Source organism: Chryseobacterium mulctrae, assembly GCF_006175945.1.
GTDB lineage: Bacteria > Bacteroidota > Bacteroidia > Flavobacteriales > Weeksellaceae > Chryseobacterium > Chryseobacterium mulctrae.
Genome location: NZ_VAJL01000001.1, coordinates 3,796,957 through 3,814,258 on the forward strand (window position 1 = coordinate 3,796,957; position 17,302 = coordinate 3,814,258).

A 17,302-nucleotide genomic window follows, 5' to 3' on the forward strand; every position below is an offset into this window, starting at 1 on the left:
CAAAAAATAATGAAAACACCACACGAAAAAATAGAATTTCTTGAGAGAATGGCAGATGGAATCACCTCGTGGATTGGTTCTATACCGTCTCTCATTATTCATACCTTACTTTTTATTACCTCTTTTTTATTACCGGTTTTTGGGATTGTAGATGTTGATAAAATGCTGCTTGTTTTAACAACGGTTTTGTCATTGGAAGCCATTTATCTTTCAATTTTGATTCAGATGTCTGTTAATAAAAGTCATGAAAAAATTGAAGATATTCAGGAAGATATTGAAGAAATTAGTGAAGACATCGAAGATATTCAGGAAGATATCGAGGAAATCAGCGAAGATCTTGAGGAAATTAGCGAAGATATCGAAGAAATTAGTGAAGACATTGAAGATATCCAGGAAGATATTGAAGAAATCAACGAAGATGAAGATGATGAAGATCATAACGAAAGAGCCAAAAAAGCAATTCTTAAAAGCAATGTAAGCTCTAATAAAAATGAAATACGATTTTTAAAAGATAAAATTGCAGAACTTCAACATAAAATTGATGAGCTTAAAAAAGATTAATTATATCTAAATTTAATCTAAAACATTAAAAAAGATTAATCGTACTGATTAGTCTTTTTTTAATATAATTCAATTGAATTTCATTATAATTTTAAGTATATGAATGTGTTGTTTTTAATGATAATGGTAATTGTTTGTTTTAAATCGATTAAATTGGTATTTTTGGGCAAACAATTACAAAATGTTAAATTATAGACTAAACAATTATCTTTTTCTTTTGGTGTTATCGTTTGTATCGACTTCATTATTTTCTCAGAGAAAGCCACCTAAAAATGTGATAACTGATTTTAATAAAAAAGCGGGAGTATTTATCGATGTAAATGCTGCAGGATATGCACCATCTGCTTACACTGTAGAGCAGCTTGTTAAGAATATTTTGATTAGTGGAGGTTCTACTTGTTCGATCCCTAATGTATCTAATGTAACGGTTACTCCCACCCAATCAGAGACAAATAATAATAGGTTTTGGGGATACTTTCATAGAGGAACTACAAACTTTCCATTCAAAGATGGGATTGTTTTAACTACGGGATATGCAAGACAGACCGGAAATGTAGCATCTGCTCAAAATTCTACAGTTACAGGTGCAGGAATGGATGATGCGGATCTTTTAGTAGCAGTACCCAATCCTAGTACTAATCCTAACGATCATTATAAAGATAATGTAATGTTAGAATTTGATTTTATACCGAATTCTAATCAGGTAAAATTCAACTATCTTTTCGCATCAGAAGAATATACAAGTGGTTATCCTTGTGAATTCGCAGATGTATTTGCATTATTAATTAAACCTGTTTCAGGTGGACCTTATGTAAATGTTGCAATATTACCTGGAGGAGCTGGTCCTGTGAATATGATTAATATACATCCTGCTAATCAGGCAAATGGAACACCTTTATCATGTGGGCCTTCTAATGAAATTTATTTTGGGGGTTATAATTCATCATCTAATATAGTGACCAATTTTGAAGGAAGAACAGTACCATTAACTGCTATTGCAACTGTTGTTCCTGGACAGGCTTATCATTTTAAAATGGTTTTGGCTGATTTTAAAGATACTATTTTTGACTCTGCAGTATTTCTTGAAGGAGGATCTTTTGATATAGGAATTAAGCTTGTTGACGGAACTGGAGCTACGCTACCTGCAAGCATGAATGTATGCGATAATGCACCTCAGACTTTGGTGGCTCAGCTTTCAGGGATTACAGGAGCAACTTATCAATGGTATAAAGATGGTGTATTAATACCGGGAGCAACAAATGCTACTTATGTTGCTACATCACCTGGAGTTTTTACAGTAGTTGTTACAATTCCTGGAAATACTTGCCCGGTTGAAGCAAAAATAACAATCATAGGAGGTACAACTCCCACAGCACAAAATGCAATTTTAAAACTTTGTACAACGCCTGCTATTAGCAATTTTAATTTAAATGATTCTAAACCGCAAATTAGTACAACAGCAGGAGCGGTATTTCGTTTTTATACAAATCAAGCAGATGCTCAGGCTCAAAATGCCAATTTTATTCCTGAAGCGAATTTAGCTTCATATAACGGAACAGATGGTCAGGTTTTACATGTTGTTGTATCAAATGGAGGGTTCTGTAGTAAGCTGGTTACTTTAACGTTACATAAAGAAGCGACTCCGGTTGCTCAGCTTGTTGCTACAAAACTGAAAATTTGTTTAGGTGAATCTGTTACTTTAACTGCTTCTGGAGGTGTTACTTACCAATGGAGTAATTTTACAGGAACTGCAGCTGTACAAACACTTTCGCCAACGCAAACTACAACTTATACAGTTTATGCAATCGGTGCGCAGGGATGTAAATCATTGCAGCCTGCAAAGCTTATCGTGGAAGTTGTACCTGCAATTACTTCGAATCTTACGGGTGGATTTATTTGCCAGGGAGATAGAATTACTTTAGATGCAGGAGCAGGATCAAATTATATCTATACCTGGAGTACGGGTGCAACTACACAGACTATTGTAGCAGAAACTCATGGAATTTATTTTGTAGATATTAGCAATGGAGTTTGTTCTAAAAGATATACAACTGAAGTGAAACAAGCGCTTGTTCCGGAAATACTGAATGTTGATTATAACCAGAGCGGTACATTAATCGTTACTGCATCTAATTTGAGCGGTGGTGTACTAGAATATTCAGTAGATAATGGAGTAACTTGGCAAGGTTCTAAAGTATTTAATAATATTCCGAACAATAAAATAATTTCTATCAGAGTTCGAGTAAAAACGACAAGTTGTGTTGGAGTTTTAGAATATTTTACTTTTATTATGCAGAATGTAATTACTCCAAATGGTGATAATGTGAATGATATGATTGATTTCAGAGGGATAAGTGACTACAATAAATTCCAGGCATCAATTTCAGATCGATATGGTAAAGTGGTATTTAAAGCAGAAAAAACAAGACCTTTTTGGGATGGTTATTTCCAAGGTAAAAAACTGCCGACTGCCTCTTATTGGTATCAGGTAATATTTGAAGATCCTGCAAGTAAGCAACTTACTGTAAAAACAGGCTGGATTTTACTTAAGAATTTTGAATAATATTCAAATGTAACATATTTTAAAAGACTGATTTTGTCGGTCTTTTTTTATTTTATTAATGAATGAAACTGAAAATCTGAACTTTATGAAATTGTATTAAAACTAATGTAATTAATTTTTGGTTAAATTTTAATCAAAAAAAATAGTATTTTTGTTAAAAATAGTTTAAAATGTTAAATGGTAGATTACAATATTTGCTTCTTGTTTTGATGCTTCTTGGTAATTTCACTTTTTCCCAACAGAGAAAAATAAGTAAAAGTACTAGTAAGCCATCAAACCTCACAATGAAAGCAGGAGCATTTATTGATGTCAATACAGCAAATTATGCAGAATCATCTTACAGCATAACACAGTTGGTGAAAGATGTGCTTATTGCAGGAGGTTCTACATGCTCTACGGCAAATGTTTCCAATGTAGTAGTTTCTCCAAATCTGTTGGTAGGCGATCAAACCAGAAGTTGGGGATTTTTTAATAAAGGAACTACTAATTTTCCATTTGCAAAAGGTATTGTATTGACTACAGGACAAGCCAGAAAAGCAGGAAATGCTTATCAATTAGGTGAATTAAGTGATGAGCTTCCAACCCAAGGCGACATTGATTTGGCAGCTGCATTAGGAATTTCTAATAATTTGTTAAAAGATGCTAGTTATATAGAGTTTGACTTCATTCCAACAGCAACAGAAGTTAAATTCAAATATCTATTTGCATCCGAAGAATATTTCGGTGACTATCCTTGTAATTATACGGACGGCTTTGCATTATTATTAAAGCCCAATACACCTGGCTCCACCTATACAAACTTAGCTGTTTTACCTGGTAGCGCAGGTGCTGTTAACGTCAAAAATATTCGTCCAGGAACACAATTTAATGGTTCTCCATTGATTTGTGGAGCTTTGAACGCTTCGTATTTTGGAGGTTATAATACATCAAGTATAGAAACTAATTTTAGTGGTAGAACTATTCCATTGACAGCACAAGCAACAGTAGTTCCAGGACAATCATATCATTTTAAAATGGTTTTGGCAGATAATCAGGATTTTAGATATGATTCTGGGGTCTTCCTTGAAGCCGGTTCTTTCGATATTGGAGTGCAGATTTTAGGTGCAGGAGGAGTACAATTGCCCGCGTCAATTAATGTTTGTGATAATGCTCCACAGACTTTTACAGCATCTACTCAGGTTCCGAATGCTACTTATATTTGGTATTTAAATAACGGAGTTATTCCTGGTGCAACCAGTGCTTCTTATACCGCGACACAACCTGGAGTTTATAAAGTTGAGGTTATGTTTCCGGGTAGCTCATGTCCAGGTTCAGCTACAGTAACGATTGTTGGAGGAACTTCTCCAACGGTTCAGAACGCAACATTGACGAGTTGTTACGAACCAGGAAATGTCAATTTTAACTTGACATCAGCTCAAGCAACGATTAGTACAACTCCGGGAGCTACTTTTTCATATTATGTAAATCAGTCTGATGCAAATGCCGGAAATACAAGTACGATAGCAACTCCAACTACTTTTTCAAGTGCAGGAAACCAAACTATTTACGTATTGGTGAAAAATGGTTTCTGTTCTAAAGTAGCGGAACTTCAATTGATAAAAGCTTCAGAGATTACAGCTACTATTGCAACACCAGCAGCTTTAACATGCACCAATACTCAGGTAACACTTAACGCTTCGGCGTCAGTTTATCCGGCTGGTTCTACCTTTGCATGGACAACCACCGGAGGTAATATTGTATCGGGAGCTAATACTTTAAATCCAGTAGTTAATTTAGCAGGAACGTATACTTTAACGATTACAAATACATATCAACCAGGAAGTGTTATTTGTACAGGTACAGCTAATGTGACGGTTTTAGGAGATAGCACTCCGCCAACTTCAACACTTACTGCAAGCAAAATTTTGATTTGTGCAGGTGAAACTGTAACACTTACTGCGGGAGGTGGTACTACTTATACCTGGACTGGGCTTACCGGGACGGGAAATACACAAACAGTAACTCCAGCTACAACCACAACTTACACTGTTACTGCACAAGGAGCAAACGGATGTACTTCTACAACTCCTGCAACAATAACAATTGAAGTTTCACAACCAATAACTGTACAAAGTGCAACGCTTTTAAGATGTTATCAGCAAGGAAATATCACTTATGATTTAACATCTGCACAACCACAGATGACCACTGTAGGAACTGCAACTTTTGCTTATTATGTGCTTCAAGTAGATGCCAACGCAGGAAATGGGAATACGATTGCTGCTCCTACAACATTTCAAAGTGCAGGTAACCAAACGATTTATGTGTTAGTTAAAAACGGAGGTTGTAGCTATGTGGTAACCTTACAGTTATTGACAACAGCTGTTACCAATTTAACAATAGCTGCTCCGCAAACAATTACTTGTGCAGTTCCTCAGATTACACTTAATGCAACTGCATCTACAGTTCCAGCAGGCTCAACAATTTTGTGGACAACTGCAGGTGGAAATATCGTTTCGGGAGCCAATACTTTAAACCCAGTGGTTAATGCAGGAGGAGCATATACGTTAACAGTGACTAATGTTACTCAACCAGGAAATTTAGCATGTACTTTTACGGCAACAGTAAACGTTGTTGAAGATAAAGTTTTACCTGTAGTTACCTTAACATCTTCTTTTGCACAGATTTGCCCTGGTGAATCTGTAACGCTTACAGCTGCAGGTGGAGTAACATATACTTGGGCAAATTTAACAGGGAATGGAAATACACAAGTTGTTTCGCCAGCAACTACTACAACGTATTCTGTTACTGCCACAGGAGCAAATGGATGTGTTTCTGCAGCTCCGGCAACAATTACTATTATTGTAGGACCTCCAACAGCGTTTATAGCGGCTTCTAAAGGGAAAATTTGTGCAGGTGAATCTGTAACATTAACAGCTAGTGGTGGATTTACTTATAACTGGACAGGTCTTCCCGGAAATGGAAATACGCAAGTTGTAACTCCTACTGTTACTACAACATACGAAGTTTTTGCACTGGGTGGAAATGGTTGTGTATCAACTATACCAGCTAAAATTACCATTGAAGTTGTTCCGGCAATAGTTTCTACGTTAGCAGATGTATATGTTTGCGCCGGAGATCCAGCAACATTGGATGCAGGTGCGGGTCCAAATTATACTTACTTATGGAATACAGGTGCAACTACACAAACAATCACGACGAATGTTCCGGGATCTTATTCTGTAGAAATAAGCAATGGTACATGTTCTAGATTGTTTACTGCACAGATCATCAATCCTGATCTTCCTCAATTTACGAATGTAGTTTTCGATAAAGAAATGCTTACCATTACGGCTTCAAACCCTAGTGGTGGAGTTTTAGAATATTCTATTGATGGTGGTGTAAATTGGCAGACTTCAAACATATTTTACAACGTATTAAAAAATACGAGTTATACTTTAATGGTAAGAAAACAAGGTGCTAAATGTGGTAATTCTTTAGAGTTCTTTACTTTTGTTTTAAATAATGCTATTACTCCAAATAATGATGGAGCCAATGATTATATTGATTTTAATGGAATTATCGGATATAAAAACTTTGCCGCTTCAATATTTGATAGATATGGTGCAGAATTATTTAAGGCAGATAAATCGAATACAAGATGGAATGGTTCTCTAAAAGGTATTAATTTACCAACAGGAACGTATTGGTATCGCGTACAATGGGAAAACCCAGCGAGTAAAAAATTAGAATTAAAATCCGGATGGATTCTTTTAAAGAATAGAGATTAATCTTAAAAAAAATACAAACAAAGCCTTTCTTATTCGGAAAGGCTTTGTTTGTTATAAAGTGGCAGTGTTTTGAAACAATTATAATTCATTTAATAAAGTATGAGAAAATGAATCAATGAAAAAAAAGATAATTTTTTTCCAAACTTTGCGAAGCAAATTTATTTGCCTTTGCCTTCTAAAAATGTAAAGTTTAAATATAAATCTTTGCGTCAAAAAAGTTTTTTTATGTTTAATGATTTTAAAATTCTTTCAATCATTTTCCAATTTCCAAATTGAGATTAATCAATAAGTTAAATATTCTTTTCAAAATAAAAATAAATCCCTGCAATTGTAAATAAACATCATTTAATTTTAGTGATTGACAAAAAAAACTTATTTTAGTTATACCAAAAAAATGTCAAAAATATTAATATTAAAATATAAATGGGAGTACTTGTTACCAACGAGACAGTAAAGCAGCTGTTTCATATTGCACAGTCAATTGCCAGAGAAAATTACAACGCTACTTACAGCGGTCCGCATATTCTGCAGGCTTTAATGCATAAAGATATCGGCTTAAATGAGTTTCTGAAAACCATAGATAAAGATCCAGGATATTTTTACGAATGGGCAGATGTCCGAATTGAAGATTATCCGAAAACTACCCATCTTCCGGCTGAAGTTGGTGAAGGAGAGTTTGTAGATCAGATTTTGGAAGAAGCAGATGATATTCGTTTGAAGCTGGGCTTAGATGAGATTACTCCGATTTGTATTCTTACGGCGATTGTAAAACCGCAGGTTGCTTTTACATTACAACAATTGAAGTCACTTCCTTTAAGAGAGCATGAAATTTTCAATTTATACCGAAAAGATACTCCTTTTGCAACTTCAGAAAACGGTGATATTTCTTCTTTGTTTGGAGGTTCTTCAGACTTTTCAGATTCTTCTTTTCCATCCATTAAAAGTTATTGCGTAGACCGAACTGCACAGGCGAGAAACGGCGACATAGAAAATATTATAGGTAGGGATAAAGAGCTTAGAATGTTGGTAGAAATTCTTTGCCGAAGAAGCAAACCCAATGTAATTATCGTAGGTGAACCGGGAGTTGGAAAAACGGCTTTGGTAGAAGGTTTTGCAACAGAAATCATCAAAGGAAATGTTCCCGAAATGCTTAAAAATGCTACATTGTTGGAACTCGATACGGGAGCTTTATTGGCAGGAACTTCTTATAAAGGTGAAATTGAAGACCGTCTGAAAAAAGTAATCAACGAATGCAAAAAGATTGAAAAAGCAGTTTTATTTATTGATGAAATTCACACGCTTTTAGATCCAAAAGGGAGCATCGGAAATATCGGAAATATCCTTAAACCTGAATTGGCGAGAGGCGAAATTACCGTAATCGGAGCGACTACTCAGGAAGAATACAGAAAAATTATTGAACCCGAACAGGCTTTTAACCGTCGTTTTGAAGTGTTGACTGTACTTGAACCGGACGAAAAAACATGTGTGAAAATGATCGATGTTTTATTGGATGGTTATAAAAAACACCACGGAATTGAAGTTGAAAAAACAGCAATTCCGGAATGTGTACGTTTGGCAAAACGTTATGCAAAAGGTAAAAAACTTCCCGATGCAGCGATTGACCTTTTAGACCGAACAATGGCGGCAATAAAAATGCTTGACGAACTTTCTGAAAAAGAATTGGAAAGCTGGAAAGAAATTTATGAAAATATTTTAAAAGAAGAATATTTTGATGATAAAGATAAAGCCGACGAATTGATATGGAATTACAATTTATTGAGAGATAAAATAAGTCCGATTTTATGGGGATCTTTAAGTGAACAACCGCAAATCGATAATTCGATGCCGGTAGAATCAATTCAAAAAATAATAGAAGAAACCTATGCTGAACTTTTACAGCATGCGGCAAAAAAACGAGAAAAAGTTGACCGTCTTGAATTAGCGGCGGTAATGGCAGCAAAAACCAATATTCCGATAGGTAAAATTCAGGCTCAGGAAAAAGAGAAATTGCTGAATATGGAAGGTCTTCTGATGAACAGAGTTGTTGGTCAGGATCACGCTTTGAAAATACTTTCAGATGCTATTGTTGAAAACCGAAGCGGTTTAAATAAACCGGGACAACCCATTGGATCATTCTTCCTTTTGGGACCAACCGGAACCGGAAAAACAGAATTGGCAAAATCGATGGCAGAATTGCTTTTCAACGATGAAAAAGCGATGGTGCGTTTTGATATGTCAGAATTTAAAGAAGAACATTCAGCAGCACTTTTATACGGCGCGCCTCCTGGTTACGTTGGCTACGAAGAAGGTGGAATGTTGGTGAATAAAATCAGACAACAACCTTATACTGTGGTTTTGTTTGATGAAATTGAAAAAGCGCATCACTCAGTTTTTGATGTGTTTTTACAGATCATGGACGAAGGAAAAGTGCATGATAAGCTTGGAAAAGAAGGCGATTTCAGTAATGCTTTAATCTTGTTTACTTCAAATATCGGAAGCGAAGAAATTGTAAAACAGTTTGAAGAAGGAAAAGTTCCCGAATCAAATTCATTAATGCAGATTATGTCGAATTCCGGAAGATTCAGACCTGAATTTTTGGCGAGAATTACAGAAATTATTCCGTTTGCACCGATTACAGAATCTATTGCTGAAAGAATTTTTAATATTCAGTTGAAATCGCTTCATACTTCATTAACAAGATTAGGAATGAGTTTAAAAATTAGTGATGAAGCCGTGAAAAATTTAGCATTAAACGGATTCAGCAGTAAATACGGAGCCAGACAAATTTCAGGAGTGATCAGATCGCAATTGGCAAGACCGATTTCGAAAATGATTGTAAGAGAAGAAGTAAAATCCGGACAAAACCTTTCAGTAGACTGGAATGCCGAAGAAGAAAAAATAAGCTGGAAAGTAGATTGATTTCAGAAGTCTGTATAAATTTTAATTTAAAATAAATTCTCTCGCAGATTTAGCTAATCAAGCTGATTTATTAAAATCTGCAAAATCTGTTTAATCTGCGAGAATATTAAAGCTGTTGAGTTGTTGTCAAATATTTAACATTAAGAAATTAAGAACTTCTTAATTATTTAATGTTTTAAAATAAAGAATAAACAATGTTTATTTAAGTGAAGAAAATTAAGAATATGAATTTTAAACAGGTTTTAGAAATAATAAAAAGATAGTTATGATTTTCAGACTATATTAGAAACACATAAAAATGAAACCAAATTTCAAAAATATCATTTTAAGCGCTGCACTCCTTAGTTGTTCACATTTTGTGAATGCACAGTTTCTTGCAGCATCAGATACTTCTGAAAGCAGCGTGAGAAAATACAAGAATATTATAGAAGCCAACAAGGAAGTTGTTACTTTTATTGAATTTTCTATGGTTGAAAAAGGCTTACCAAAACATTTAAGAAATTTAGCTTTAATTGAATCCCACTTCAATCGAAACATCACTTCACACGCAGGAGCTGTAGGAGTTTGGCAGTTTATGACCGCTCACGCCAATCAGTACGGATTGACAGAAGATCGGAGAAACGATTTGTACAGAAGTACAAAAACAGCCGCCGTTTCATTGAAAAACTTATACAAAAAATACAACAATTGGGTAACTGTTGTTGCTGCTTATAATTGTGGAGAAGGGAATATTGCCAAAGCAATGCAGGCTGCCAATTCTACGCAGTATCATGTTTTTTCCAAATATTTACCTGCAGAAACGATTAATCATGTCAAGAAGTATCTCAATGCGTGTTATGCAACCGGTGAACTTCCTGCCGTTTTAGCCAATTATAATGATGCAAGAACGATATCCCTTCTGAATTCAAGGAAGACAGATTCTCAGGAAATTGCTTTATCGGAAACGGAAATTAATGCAGGATTTAATCTTACGGTTATTGCAAGTGAATTAAAAATTAAGATGGACGACCTTCTTTCATGGAACCCCGGAATTAAAGATGAACTGGATTCGAAAGGAGAAAGTACTTTTTATCTTCCGACTGATTTGATGCCCGATTTTTTAATGAAAAAAAATGCAATTCTTTCGAAGTCGATACGTACGAAATAATTGAAATAAAAAATCCGAAGAATAATACTTCGGATTTTGTTTTATAGGATTTAAACAGATTCTATTTCAATTTCTTTTGTTTCATTATTCCGCTCTATAACGATTTTCATTTTCGAACCAAAAAATTTTCTTAGAAAAGAGTACATTTCACAATTGTTTTTTGGAGGTGTTTCACCATTGATACTTATCAAAGTATCACCTAGAACCAAATTCTCGACTCTTGTAGAAAGTATTGTTATCATATTTTTTTCTTTCTCAACATTATAATTGACAGAAAATCCTAGATTATGCAGAGCTGTATCATTAATACTTTCAGTATTCTGATTTACCTGTTTTATAAAAAGCTTGTGATTTTTTAAATCTAAATAGGAAATAAACTGTTTGCTAAAATCAAATCCCATATTATTAAAATCATTTTTTGATGTTTTAAAAACCTGATTTTTTACAGCGAGGTTTCCGACCTCTAATGGAGAATTGTAAACTTTGTAATGTATATCTTCATCATTATTAACGCCATGTATTCCAATACTACTTCCTTTACTTTTATAGGAAATGTGTTGTGTTGTTTTGATATAGTTCTCAAGCTTATAATTTGTAGTACTTAATCCTCCGTTGCTTCCGGTATCAAACTGGACATAACGTTTCTGTTTTTCTATTGTTATAGGAAGATATGGAGCTGAAGTTTTTTGAAGTTTAATTTTTGTAAAACCAATAAGATGATTTTCATTAAATGTTGAAAGAGTATGAAAGACAATTTTTTTACTGTCAGGATTAATTTCCACTATATAGTTTTCCATTATATCTCGTCCAATAATTCCACTTATTTTTAAGTTCGTACAACTCATTTTTGAGAATGAACTTAAATCGGTATAAAGAACTTCTTGGTTAGTGTAGTTTTGATTTGAAAAATTAAAAGAAAAATTCACAGCATTGATTGATTTTCTTTCACTACCAATTCCTCCTATGTTCTCAATAGTTTTTGAAACAGGAAGATTAGGGAAAACTTCTGAATTTATGCATGTCATAAATGCTCCGGTATCAAAAACAAATTGATGATTTTTCCCGTCTATCGAGACATGAATAATAGGAAATCCGTCTATAATTTCAAATGGAATTGATAATTCCTGTGCCTGGTTTTTTGTAAAAGATAGAAATAGAATAAAGAATAAGAAAAGTTTGTACATAGTGGATTAAAAATATTTGATCTTAAAGTAAATTTGTGTTTTTCTTTGTGAAATTTATCTCTTTTTAAAGATATAAAAAAATGTCGAAAATGCTTTAAATGCACAAAGAGTTTTAAATTCTAAATGTAATATAAATACCAATTCATCAAGCAAACTTAAAAGACCGAAACTCATCAAGTTCCGGTCTTTTTTTAAATATCAATATCTAAATTTATGAAAATTATTTTTTAAGGATTTGAAATAATCAGTGTTGAAGGAATATCCGACAACCAAAGACTTTTAGAGTCAATCAAACCTCGCCAGCTTTTTTTGCTGATTAACATTAAATCTTGAGACTGTAAAAACTCCTTTTCAATTTGTTTTTCGTTATATAAAGTGATGTGATTGGGTGCAACCTGTTCGATGCTTCTGATGAGTTCTTTCACTTCAATATTATTTCTGATCTGTCCTGCAACATCCAAAATAATAATCTGTGAATTGTTATTGTTAATCAGTCTTTTTGCATATTCAAGCAAATAAAAATCACTTAAATTAAAAATCGGAATGAATACTCTGTCTGCAGAATTAAAATCTCTGTCTACTAAAACTCCGACAGGAATATTGGTGTTATCTAAAATCTGCAAAGTAGAGTCGTCGAATGGCGAATTGTTGAAAATATTGCTTTTTCCTTTTACGGTGTTCAATAATTTTTCAGGATTAATAATTTTTGTGGTAAAACCTAAAAGTCTTCCGAGTAAACTTCCTTCGTACATTGATTTTCCGAGCATAATCAAAAGAAGATCATAATTTCCTTTGTTCGAAATATTCGTCAGATCATTTTCAATATCTGTAGAAGCTTTGAAAAGGGTAGTAACTTCAAGCTGAAGTTCCTGCGAAGTCTCGATCACATTTTTAAACTGCTCTTTCTCAAAGTTATCGATATCAAAAGCATGCAATTCATCAACAGGAGCGATATTCATTGCAGTTACACTTTTATTACCATTCATTTTATGCGTAAGATTATCGGCAAGTTTCAGTAATGTACTTCCTGATTCTGGGGTTTCAAAAGATAAAAGAACCCTGTATTTTGAATCGTTTTCATCATGTTCCTCTTCTTCCAATGACGATTTTTTGCCTTTAAAGAAATAATTAATAATATCAAGACAAGGCCCAGTCATAAAGGTGGTGAATAATGCCATGATGACCAACATCGTAAATAATTCGGGGCCTAAAACTCCAAGGTCGTAACCGATGTTCAAAACGATAAGTTCGGTTAAACCTCTTGTATTCATCAATGCACCGATTGTAAGGCTGTCTTTCCAGCTTAGTTTTAAGAATTTAGCAGTTAAAGCACTTCCTACAAATTTTCCGATAACGGCTGTAAGAATAATAAATCCACCTATTTTCCAAAGATGTGGATCATTTAATAACCCGATTTGTGTTCTTAAACCTGTAAATACAAAGAAAAGCGGAAGCAATAAAACCAAGGCAACATCCTCTATTTTTTCGATGAATAAGTTTCTGAATTTTACATTTTCAGGCATGATCGCACCTGCCATAAATGCTCCGAATAATGCATGGATTCCGATAACTTCTGTTGCATATGACGAAATAATAAGAATTAAGAAAAATACAGCAACCAATGCTTTGCTGATAAAACCTTTGCCTTTCTGTGATTCTGCAATTCTGTGTAAGAATGGTCTTACCGCTTTAATCATTATGAAAACATAAACAATCGCCATGATAATCACGAAAATTGATCCCGAAAAAGATCCTGCTTTTACCACTGCAATTACGGCAGCTAAAATACACCAGGCTGTAATATCATCGGCTGCAGCACAGGTAATAACAACGGTTCCTATTTTTGTTTTATGTAAATTTCTTTCCTGTACAATTCTGGCGAGAACCGGAAATGCGGTAATACTCATCGCAATCGCTATAAATAAGGCAAAGGAACTGAACTGAATTCCTTCCGGAGCAAATTCTTTATAAATAAAATAAGACAGACCAACTCCCAATGCAAAAGGAATGATGATACTTGCGTGGCTGATCACAACTGCATCGTGCGCTTTTTTTCTTAAAACGCTTAAATCAAGCTCCATTCCGACAATATACATGAAGAGAATCAAACCAATCTGACTTAAAAACTGTAAGTTTCCTAATGATTCTTTCGGAAAAATAAACGCTGAAAGTTCAGGAAAATATAATCCGAAAAGTGAAGGTCCTAAAACAATTCCTGCAATCATTTCTCCGATTACGGAAGGTTGTTTTAGTTTCACACAAATCCAGCCAAATAATTTTGCAACCAAAATAATGGTAACAATCTGAGCCAGTAAAAGTGCTAAAGGATGATGCAGATTAGATAAAAAAGAATCGGTGAAATTTTCCCACATTGTATTCCCGGTAACTTTGCTTGGTGGAATATTTTCTCCTATTTCCAGGGTTTTTCCTTCCACAAAAAACCAATACATCAATGCTGAGAAAAAGATAATCGTTGCTACATAAAAAATAATATTTCTATATTTCCCCATAATCAATTGTCATTTATTTGAGTGTAAATTTCTAAAGAATAAACGGATGTAAAAACTTGTTTTTTTTGAAATGTAACGAATACACAGAATAATGTAATGAAAAGAACAGATCTGTAATTTAACCTTGGCGATAAAAAAATCCCTTTCAGAAACTAAAAGGGATTTGTAATGTTTTTATAATTATATTATCAGAATGATAAATGTAAATTGTAATCTGATTAAAAATTAAGAAATCAGTTTCATAATTTCTAAAGCTACTTTCAACGCTTCGGTTCCGTCTTCCAAAGAAACTTCTACATTTTTATCTTCTAAAATGGCATCAGCAAAAGAATTTAATTCATCTAAAATCGCATTGTTTGCCTGAATATTTGGATATTCAAATAAGATCTGATTTTTTTCACCTTCCGCATTTTCAATAATCATATCAAATGGAGTAGGGTTTTCAGGAGCATCTTTCATTCTGATCACCTCAGCTTTTTTCTCTAAGAAATCAACAGAAATATAAGCGTCTTTCTGGAAAAAACGACTTTTTCTCATCGCTTTCATAGAAATTCTTGATGTCGTTAAATTGGCAACACAACCGTTTTCAAACTCAATTCTTGCATTGGTAATATCCGGAGTTTTGCTTACTACACAAACGCCGCTTGCATGAATGTTTTTTACTTTTGATTTTACAACGCTCAACAAAATATCAAGATCGTGAATCATTAAGTCTAAAACTACAGAAACATCAGTTCCACGCGGATTAAATTCTGCCAAACGGTGAATTTCAATAAACATAGGATTCTGAATGTAATCTTTTGCTCCAATAAATGCAGGATTGTATCTTTCAACGTGACCAACCTGTGCTTTGATGCCGTTTTCACGACATTTTGAAAGGATTTCTTCAGCTTGTTCCAAAGTTTGAGTCACAGGTTTTTCAATGAAAAAATGAAGACCTTTTTCGATAGCTTTCAGGGCATAATCATAATGATAAAGTGTTGGTGTTACAATATCCAACATTTCAATCTGATCTAATAATTCATCAAAATTTTCAAAATATTTATATCCGAATTCAGCTTCTAGCTTTCTTCCGTTTTCTACATCTTTATCGTGGAAACCTACGAAATCGTATTTATCTGACTGATTAAGAAGTCTTAAATGTATTTTTCCCAAATGTCCGGCGCCTACCAAACCTGCTTTTAACATAGCGTTGTAATTTTTGTAAAGATAATAATTTTAGGTATTAAGAAATAGATGATAGGTTTTAGGTTGATAAGTATTGATTGTTTTTTTACTTTTGTAGCTACACTATCTAATAACTGTTGATGATGCATGATTCGTTTGTACATAAAGGGAAAAGAAAAAATTTGGTTGAATATCTCAGACATAAGATTGGGATTTCGGATGAGAATGTACTTTCTGCAATAAATGAAGTACCAAGACATCTTTTTATTGAAAGTATTTTTGAAGATTTTGCATACGAAGATCGTGCTTTTCCGATATTGGCACATCAGACGATTTCCCATCCTTCAACAGTAGCAGAACAGTCTGAACTTCTGCAGGTAAAACCGGGAGAAAAAGTGCTTGAAATAGGAACAGGTTGTGGTTACCAAACTGCTGTTTTATTAGCAATGAAAGCTTTAGTTTATACGGTTGAAAGACAGAAAGATCTTTTCGATTTTTCTAAAAAGAAACTGAGAGAAATGCATTTGTATCCCAAGTTTCAGAGTTTTGGTGATGGCTTTGCCGGACTTCCTACTTTTGCCCCTTTCGATAAAATTATCGTGACTTGCGGAGCTGCTGTTTTACCGACAGAATTATTGAAGCAATTAAAAGTAGGTGGAAAAATGGTCATTCCTTTGGGACCGACTGATCAACAGGTTTTATACCGGTTTACAAAAATTTCTCCTACAGAAATTGAAAAAGAAGAATTTGGAGCTTATAAGTTTGTACCGATGCTGAATAATACGAATCAGTAAATGATGGACTTATCAGATTTGAAAGATGGAGTATCTTGTAAAGTAATCGCAGGAACACATAAAGGGAAAGAAGGAACTGTACATGACATTAAGACAAGTAAATCAGGAGAAATTACAATCACCGTGAAACAAGATAATGGTGTACGTTTTAAAACTTTGGCAAGGAGTGTAGAAATTCAAAAATAAGTATCATGATTCCCAATGAAATTACTTCCTACAATAATTCTCAATCTGAAAACGAGATTGGAATTTGTGAAAAAATTGCATTCATAATTGATGAAAATCTTGAAGGAGCCGAATCTAAGATCTGGCATGCTCATCCAGTTTGGTTTTTAGAAGGAAATCCAATTGTGGGTTATAGCAAACAGAAAAAGGGAATTCGTCTGATGTTTTGGAGTGGAAAATCTTTTAATGAAGAACAATTAAATGTAGAAGGTGAAAAATTTCAGGATGCCTCTGTATTTTATAATAATGTGAATGAAATAAATGAAACTGATATTTTGCGTTGGCTTAAAAAATCTGCTGAAATACAGTGGGATTATAAAAATATTGTAAAAAGAAAAGGCGAATTGATCAGACTGAAATAATTTGTTTAAAAGATTAATCTGAGATTTTTCGGAATGAAAATTGGACTTTAATTTGAATGAAATCAAAAAAATAAGTCAATAATAATTAATAAGAACCTCA

The 17,302-nt window shown here is 33.8% G+C and carries 11 protein-coding genes; 8 read left to right on the forward strand and 3 right to left on the reverse strand.

The genetic code is table 11. From position 1 onward, the window contains the following. Window positions 1–9: 9 nt before the first annotated feature. The 5 genes from FDY99_RS17670 to FDY99_RS17690 all read left to right on the forward strand — a co-directional run bounded on the left by FDY99_RS17670 (window position 10) and on the right by FDY99_RS17690 (window position 10,960). Complete coding sequence (locus FDY99_RS17670; protein WP_074229487.1) at window positions 10–561, forward strand: DUF1003 domain-containing protein; 552 nt, start codon at window positions 10–12, stop codon at window positions 559–561. 181 nt (window positions 562–742) lie between these two features. Then, a complete protein-coding gene (locus tag FDY99_RS17675) occupies window positions 743–3,124 on the forward strand; it encodes a choice-of-anchor L domain-containing protein (RefSeq protein WP_139423090.1) in 2,382 nt (793 codons plus the stop codon). A 170-nt stretch (window positions 3,125–3,294) separates the two neighbouring features. Further along, entirely contained in the window at window positions 3,295–6,894 is a 3,600-nt protein-coding gene (locus FDY99_RS17680; RefSeq protein ID WP_139423091.1) for a choice-of-anchor L domain-containing protein, read from the forward strand. Window positions 6,895–7,317: 423 nt separating this feature from the next. After that, window positions 7,318–9,813 carry an ATP-dependent Clp protease ATP-binding subunit gene (locus FDY99_RS17685; protein WP_139423092.1) on the forward strand — a complete coding sequence of 832 codons (2,496 nt, stop codon included), beginning with the start codon at window positions 7,318–7,320 and terminating at the stop codon, window positions 9,811–9,813. A gap of 298 nt (window positions 9,814–10,111) precedes the next feature. Further along, complete coding sequence (locus FDY99_RS17690; protein WP_139423093.1) at window positions 10,112–10,960, forward strand: lytic transglycosylase domain-containing protein; 849 nt, start codon at window positions 10,112–10,114, stop codon at window positions 10,958–10,960. A gap of 50 nt (window positions 10,961–11,010) precedes the next feature. On the opposite strand, the gene FDY99_RS17695 is transcribed toward FDY99_RS17690, so the two are convergent. The 3 genes from FDY99_RS17695 to FDY99_RS17705 form a co-directional block, all read right to left on the reverse strand. Continuing rightward, entirely contained in the window at window positions 11,011–12,144 is a 1,134-nt protein-coding gene (locus tag FDY99_RS17695) for an aspartyl protease family protein (RefSeq protein ID WP_139423094.1), read from the reverse strand. A gap of 227 nt (window positions 12,145–12,371) precedes the next feature. Continuing rightward, entirely contained in the window at window positions 12,372–14,654 is a 2,283-nt protein-coding gene (locus FDY99_RS17700; RefSeq protein ID WP_139423095.1) for a cation:proton antiporter, read from the reverse strand. Between the two features lie 225 nt (window positions 14,655–14,879). Further along, the gene (locus tag FDY99_RS17705) at window positions 14,880–15,842 is read right to left on the reverse strand and encodes a Gfo/Idh/MocA family protein (protein WP_066676301.1); all 963 of its coding nucleotides are present in this window, start codon (window positions 15,840–15,842) and stop codon (window positions 14,880–14,882) included. Between the two features lie 122 nt (window positions 15,843–15,964). Between FDY99_RS17705 and FDY99_RS17710 the strand changes: the two genes are divergently transcribed. Genes FDY99_RS17710 through FDY99_RS17720 form a run of 3 tightly spaced genes read left to right on the forward strand, consistent with a single transcriptional unit; the run spans window position 15,965 to window position 17,202 of the window. Further along, window positions 15,965–16,615, forward strand: coding sequence for a protein-L-isoaspartate(D-aspartate) O-methyltransferase (locus FDY99_RS17710; protein WP_139423848.1), 651 nt, complete (start codon window positions 15,965–15,967; stop codon window positions 16,613–16,615). Next, on the forward strand, window positions 16,616–16,801 hold the full coding sequence (locus FDY99_RS17715; protein WP_139423096.1) for a KOW domain-containing RNA-binding protein: 186 nt from the start codon (window positions 16,616–16,618) through the stop codon (window positions 16,799–16,801). It abuts the gene before it with no gap. A gap of 5 nt (window positions 16,802–16,806) precedes the next feature. Further along, window positions 16,807–17,202: a DUF1801 domain-containing protein gene (locus FDY99_RS17720; protein ID WP_139423097.1), complete on the forward strand. Its 396-nt coding sequence runs from the start codon at window positions 16,807–16,809 to the stop codon at window positions 17,200–17,202. Window positions 17,203–17,302: the final 100 nt, after the last annotated feature.

Bases quoted from the DNA above. Each gene is read 5' to 3' on its own strand.
- FDY99_RS17670 (WP_074229487.1), top strand. From the start codon at position 10: ATGAAAACACCACACGAAAAAATAGAATTTCTTGAGAGAATGGCAGAT.
- FDY99_RS17675 (WP_139423090.1), top strand. From the start codon at position 743: ATGTTAAATTATAGACTAAACAATTATCTTTTTCTTTTGGTGTTATCG.
- FDY99_RS17680 (WP_139423091.1), top strand. From the start codon at position 3,295: ATGTTAAATGGTAGATTACAATATTTGCTTCTTGTTTTGATGCTTCTT.
- FDY99_RS17685 (WP_139423092.1), top strand. From the start codon at position 7,318: ATGGGAGTACTTGTTACCAACGAGACAGTAAAGCAGCTGTTTCATATT.
- FDY99_RS17690 (WP_139423093.1), top strand. From the start codon at position 10,112: ATGAAACCAAATTTCAAAAATATCATTTTAAGCGCTGCACTCCTTAGT.
- FDY99_RS17695 (WP_139423094.1), bottom strand. From the start codon at position 12,144: ATGTACAAACTTTTCTTATTCTTTATTCTATTTCTATCTTTTACAAAA.
- FDY99_RS17700 (WP_139423095.1), bottom strand. From the start codon at position 14,654: ATGGGGAAATATAGAAATATTATTTTTTATGTAGCAACGATTATCTTT.
- FDY99_RS17705 (WP_066676301.1), bottom strand. From the start codon at position 15,842: ATGTTAAAAGCAGGTTTGGTAGGCGCCGGACATTTGGGAAAAATACAT.
- FDY99_RS17710 (WP_139423848.1), top strand. From the start codon at position 15,965: ATGCATGATTCGTTTGTACATAAAGGGAAAAGAAAAAATTTGGTTGAA.
- FDY99_RS17715 (WP_139423096.1), top strand. From the start codon at position 16,616: ATGATGGACTTATCAGATTTGAAAGATGGAGTATCTTGTAAAGTAATC.
- FDY99_RS17720 (WP_139423097.1), top strand. From the start codon at position 16,807: ATGATTCCCAATGAAATTACTTCCTACAATAATTCTCAATCTGAAAAC.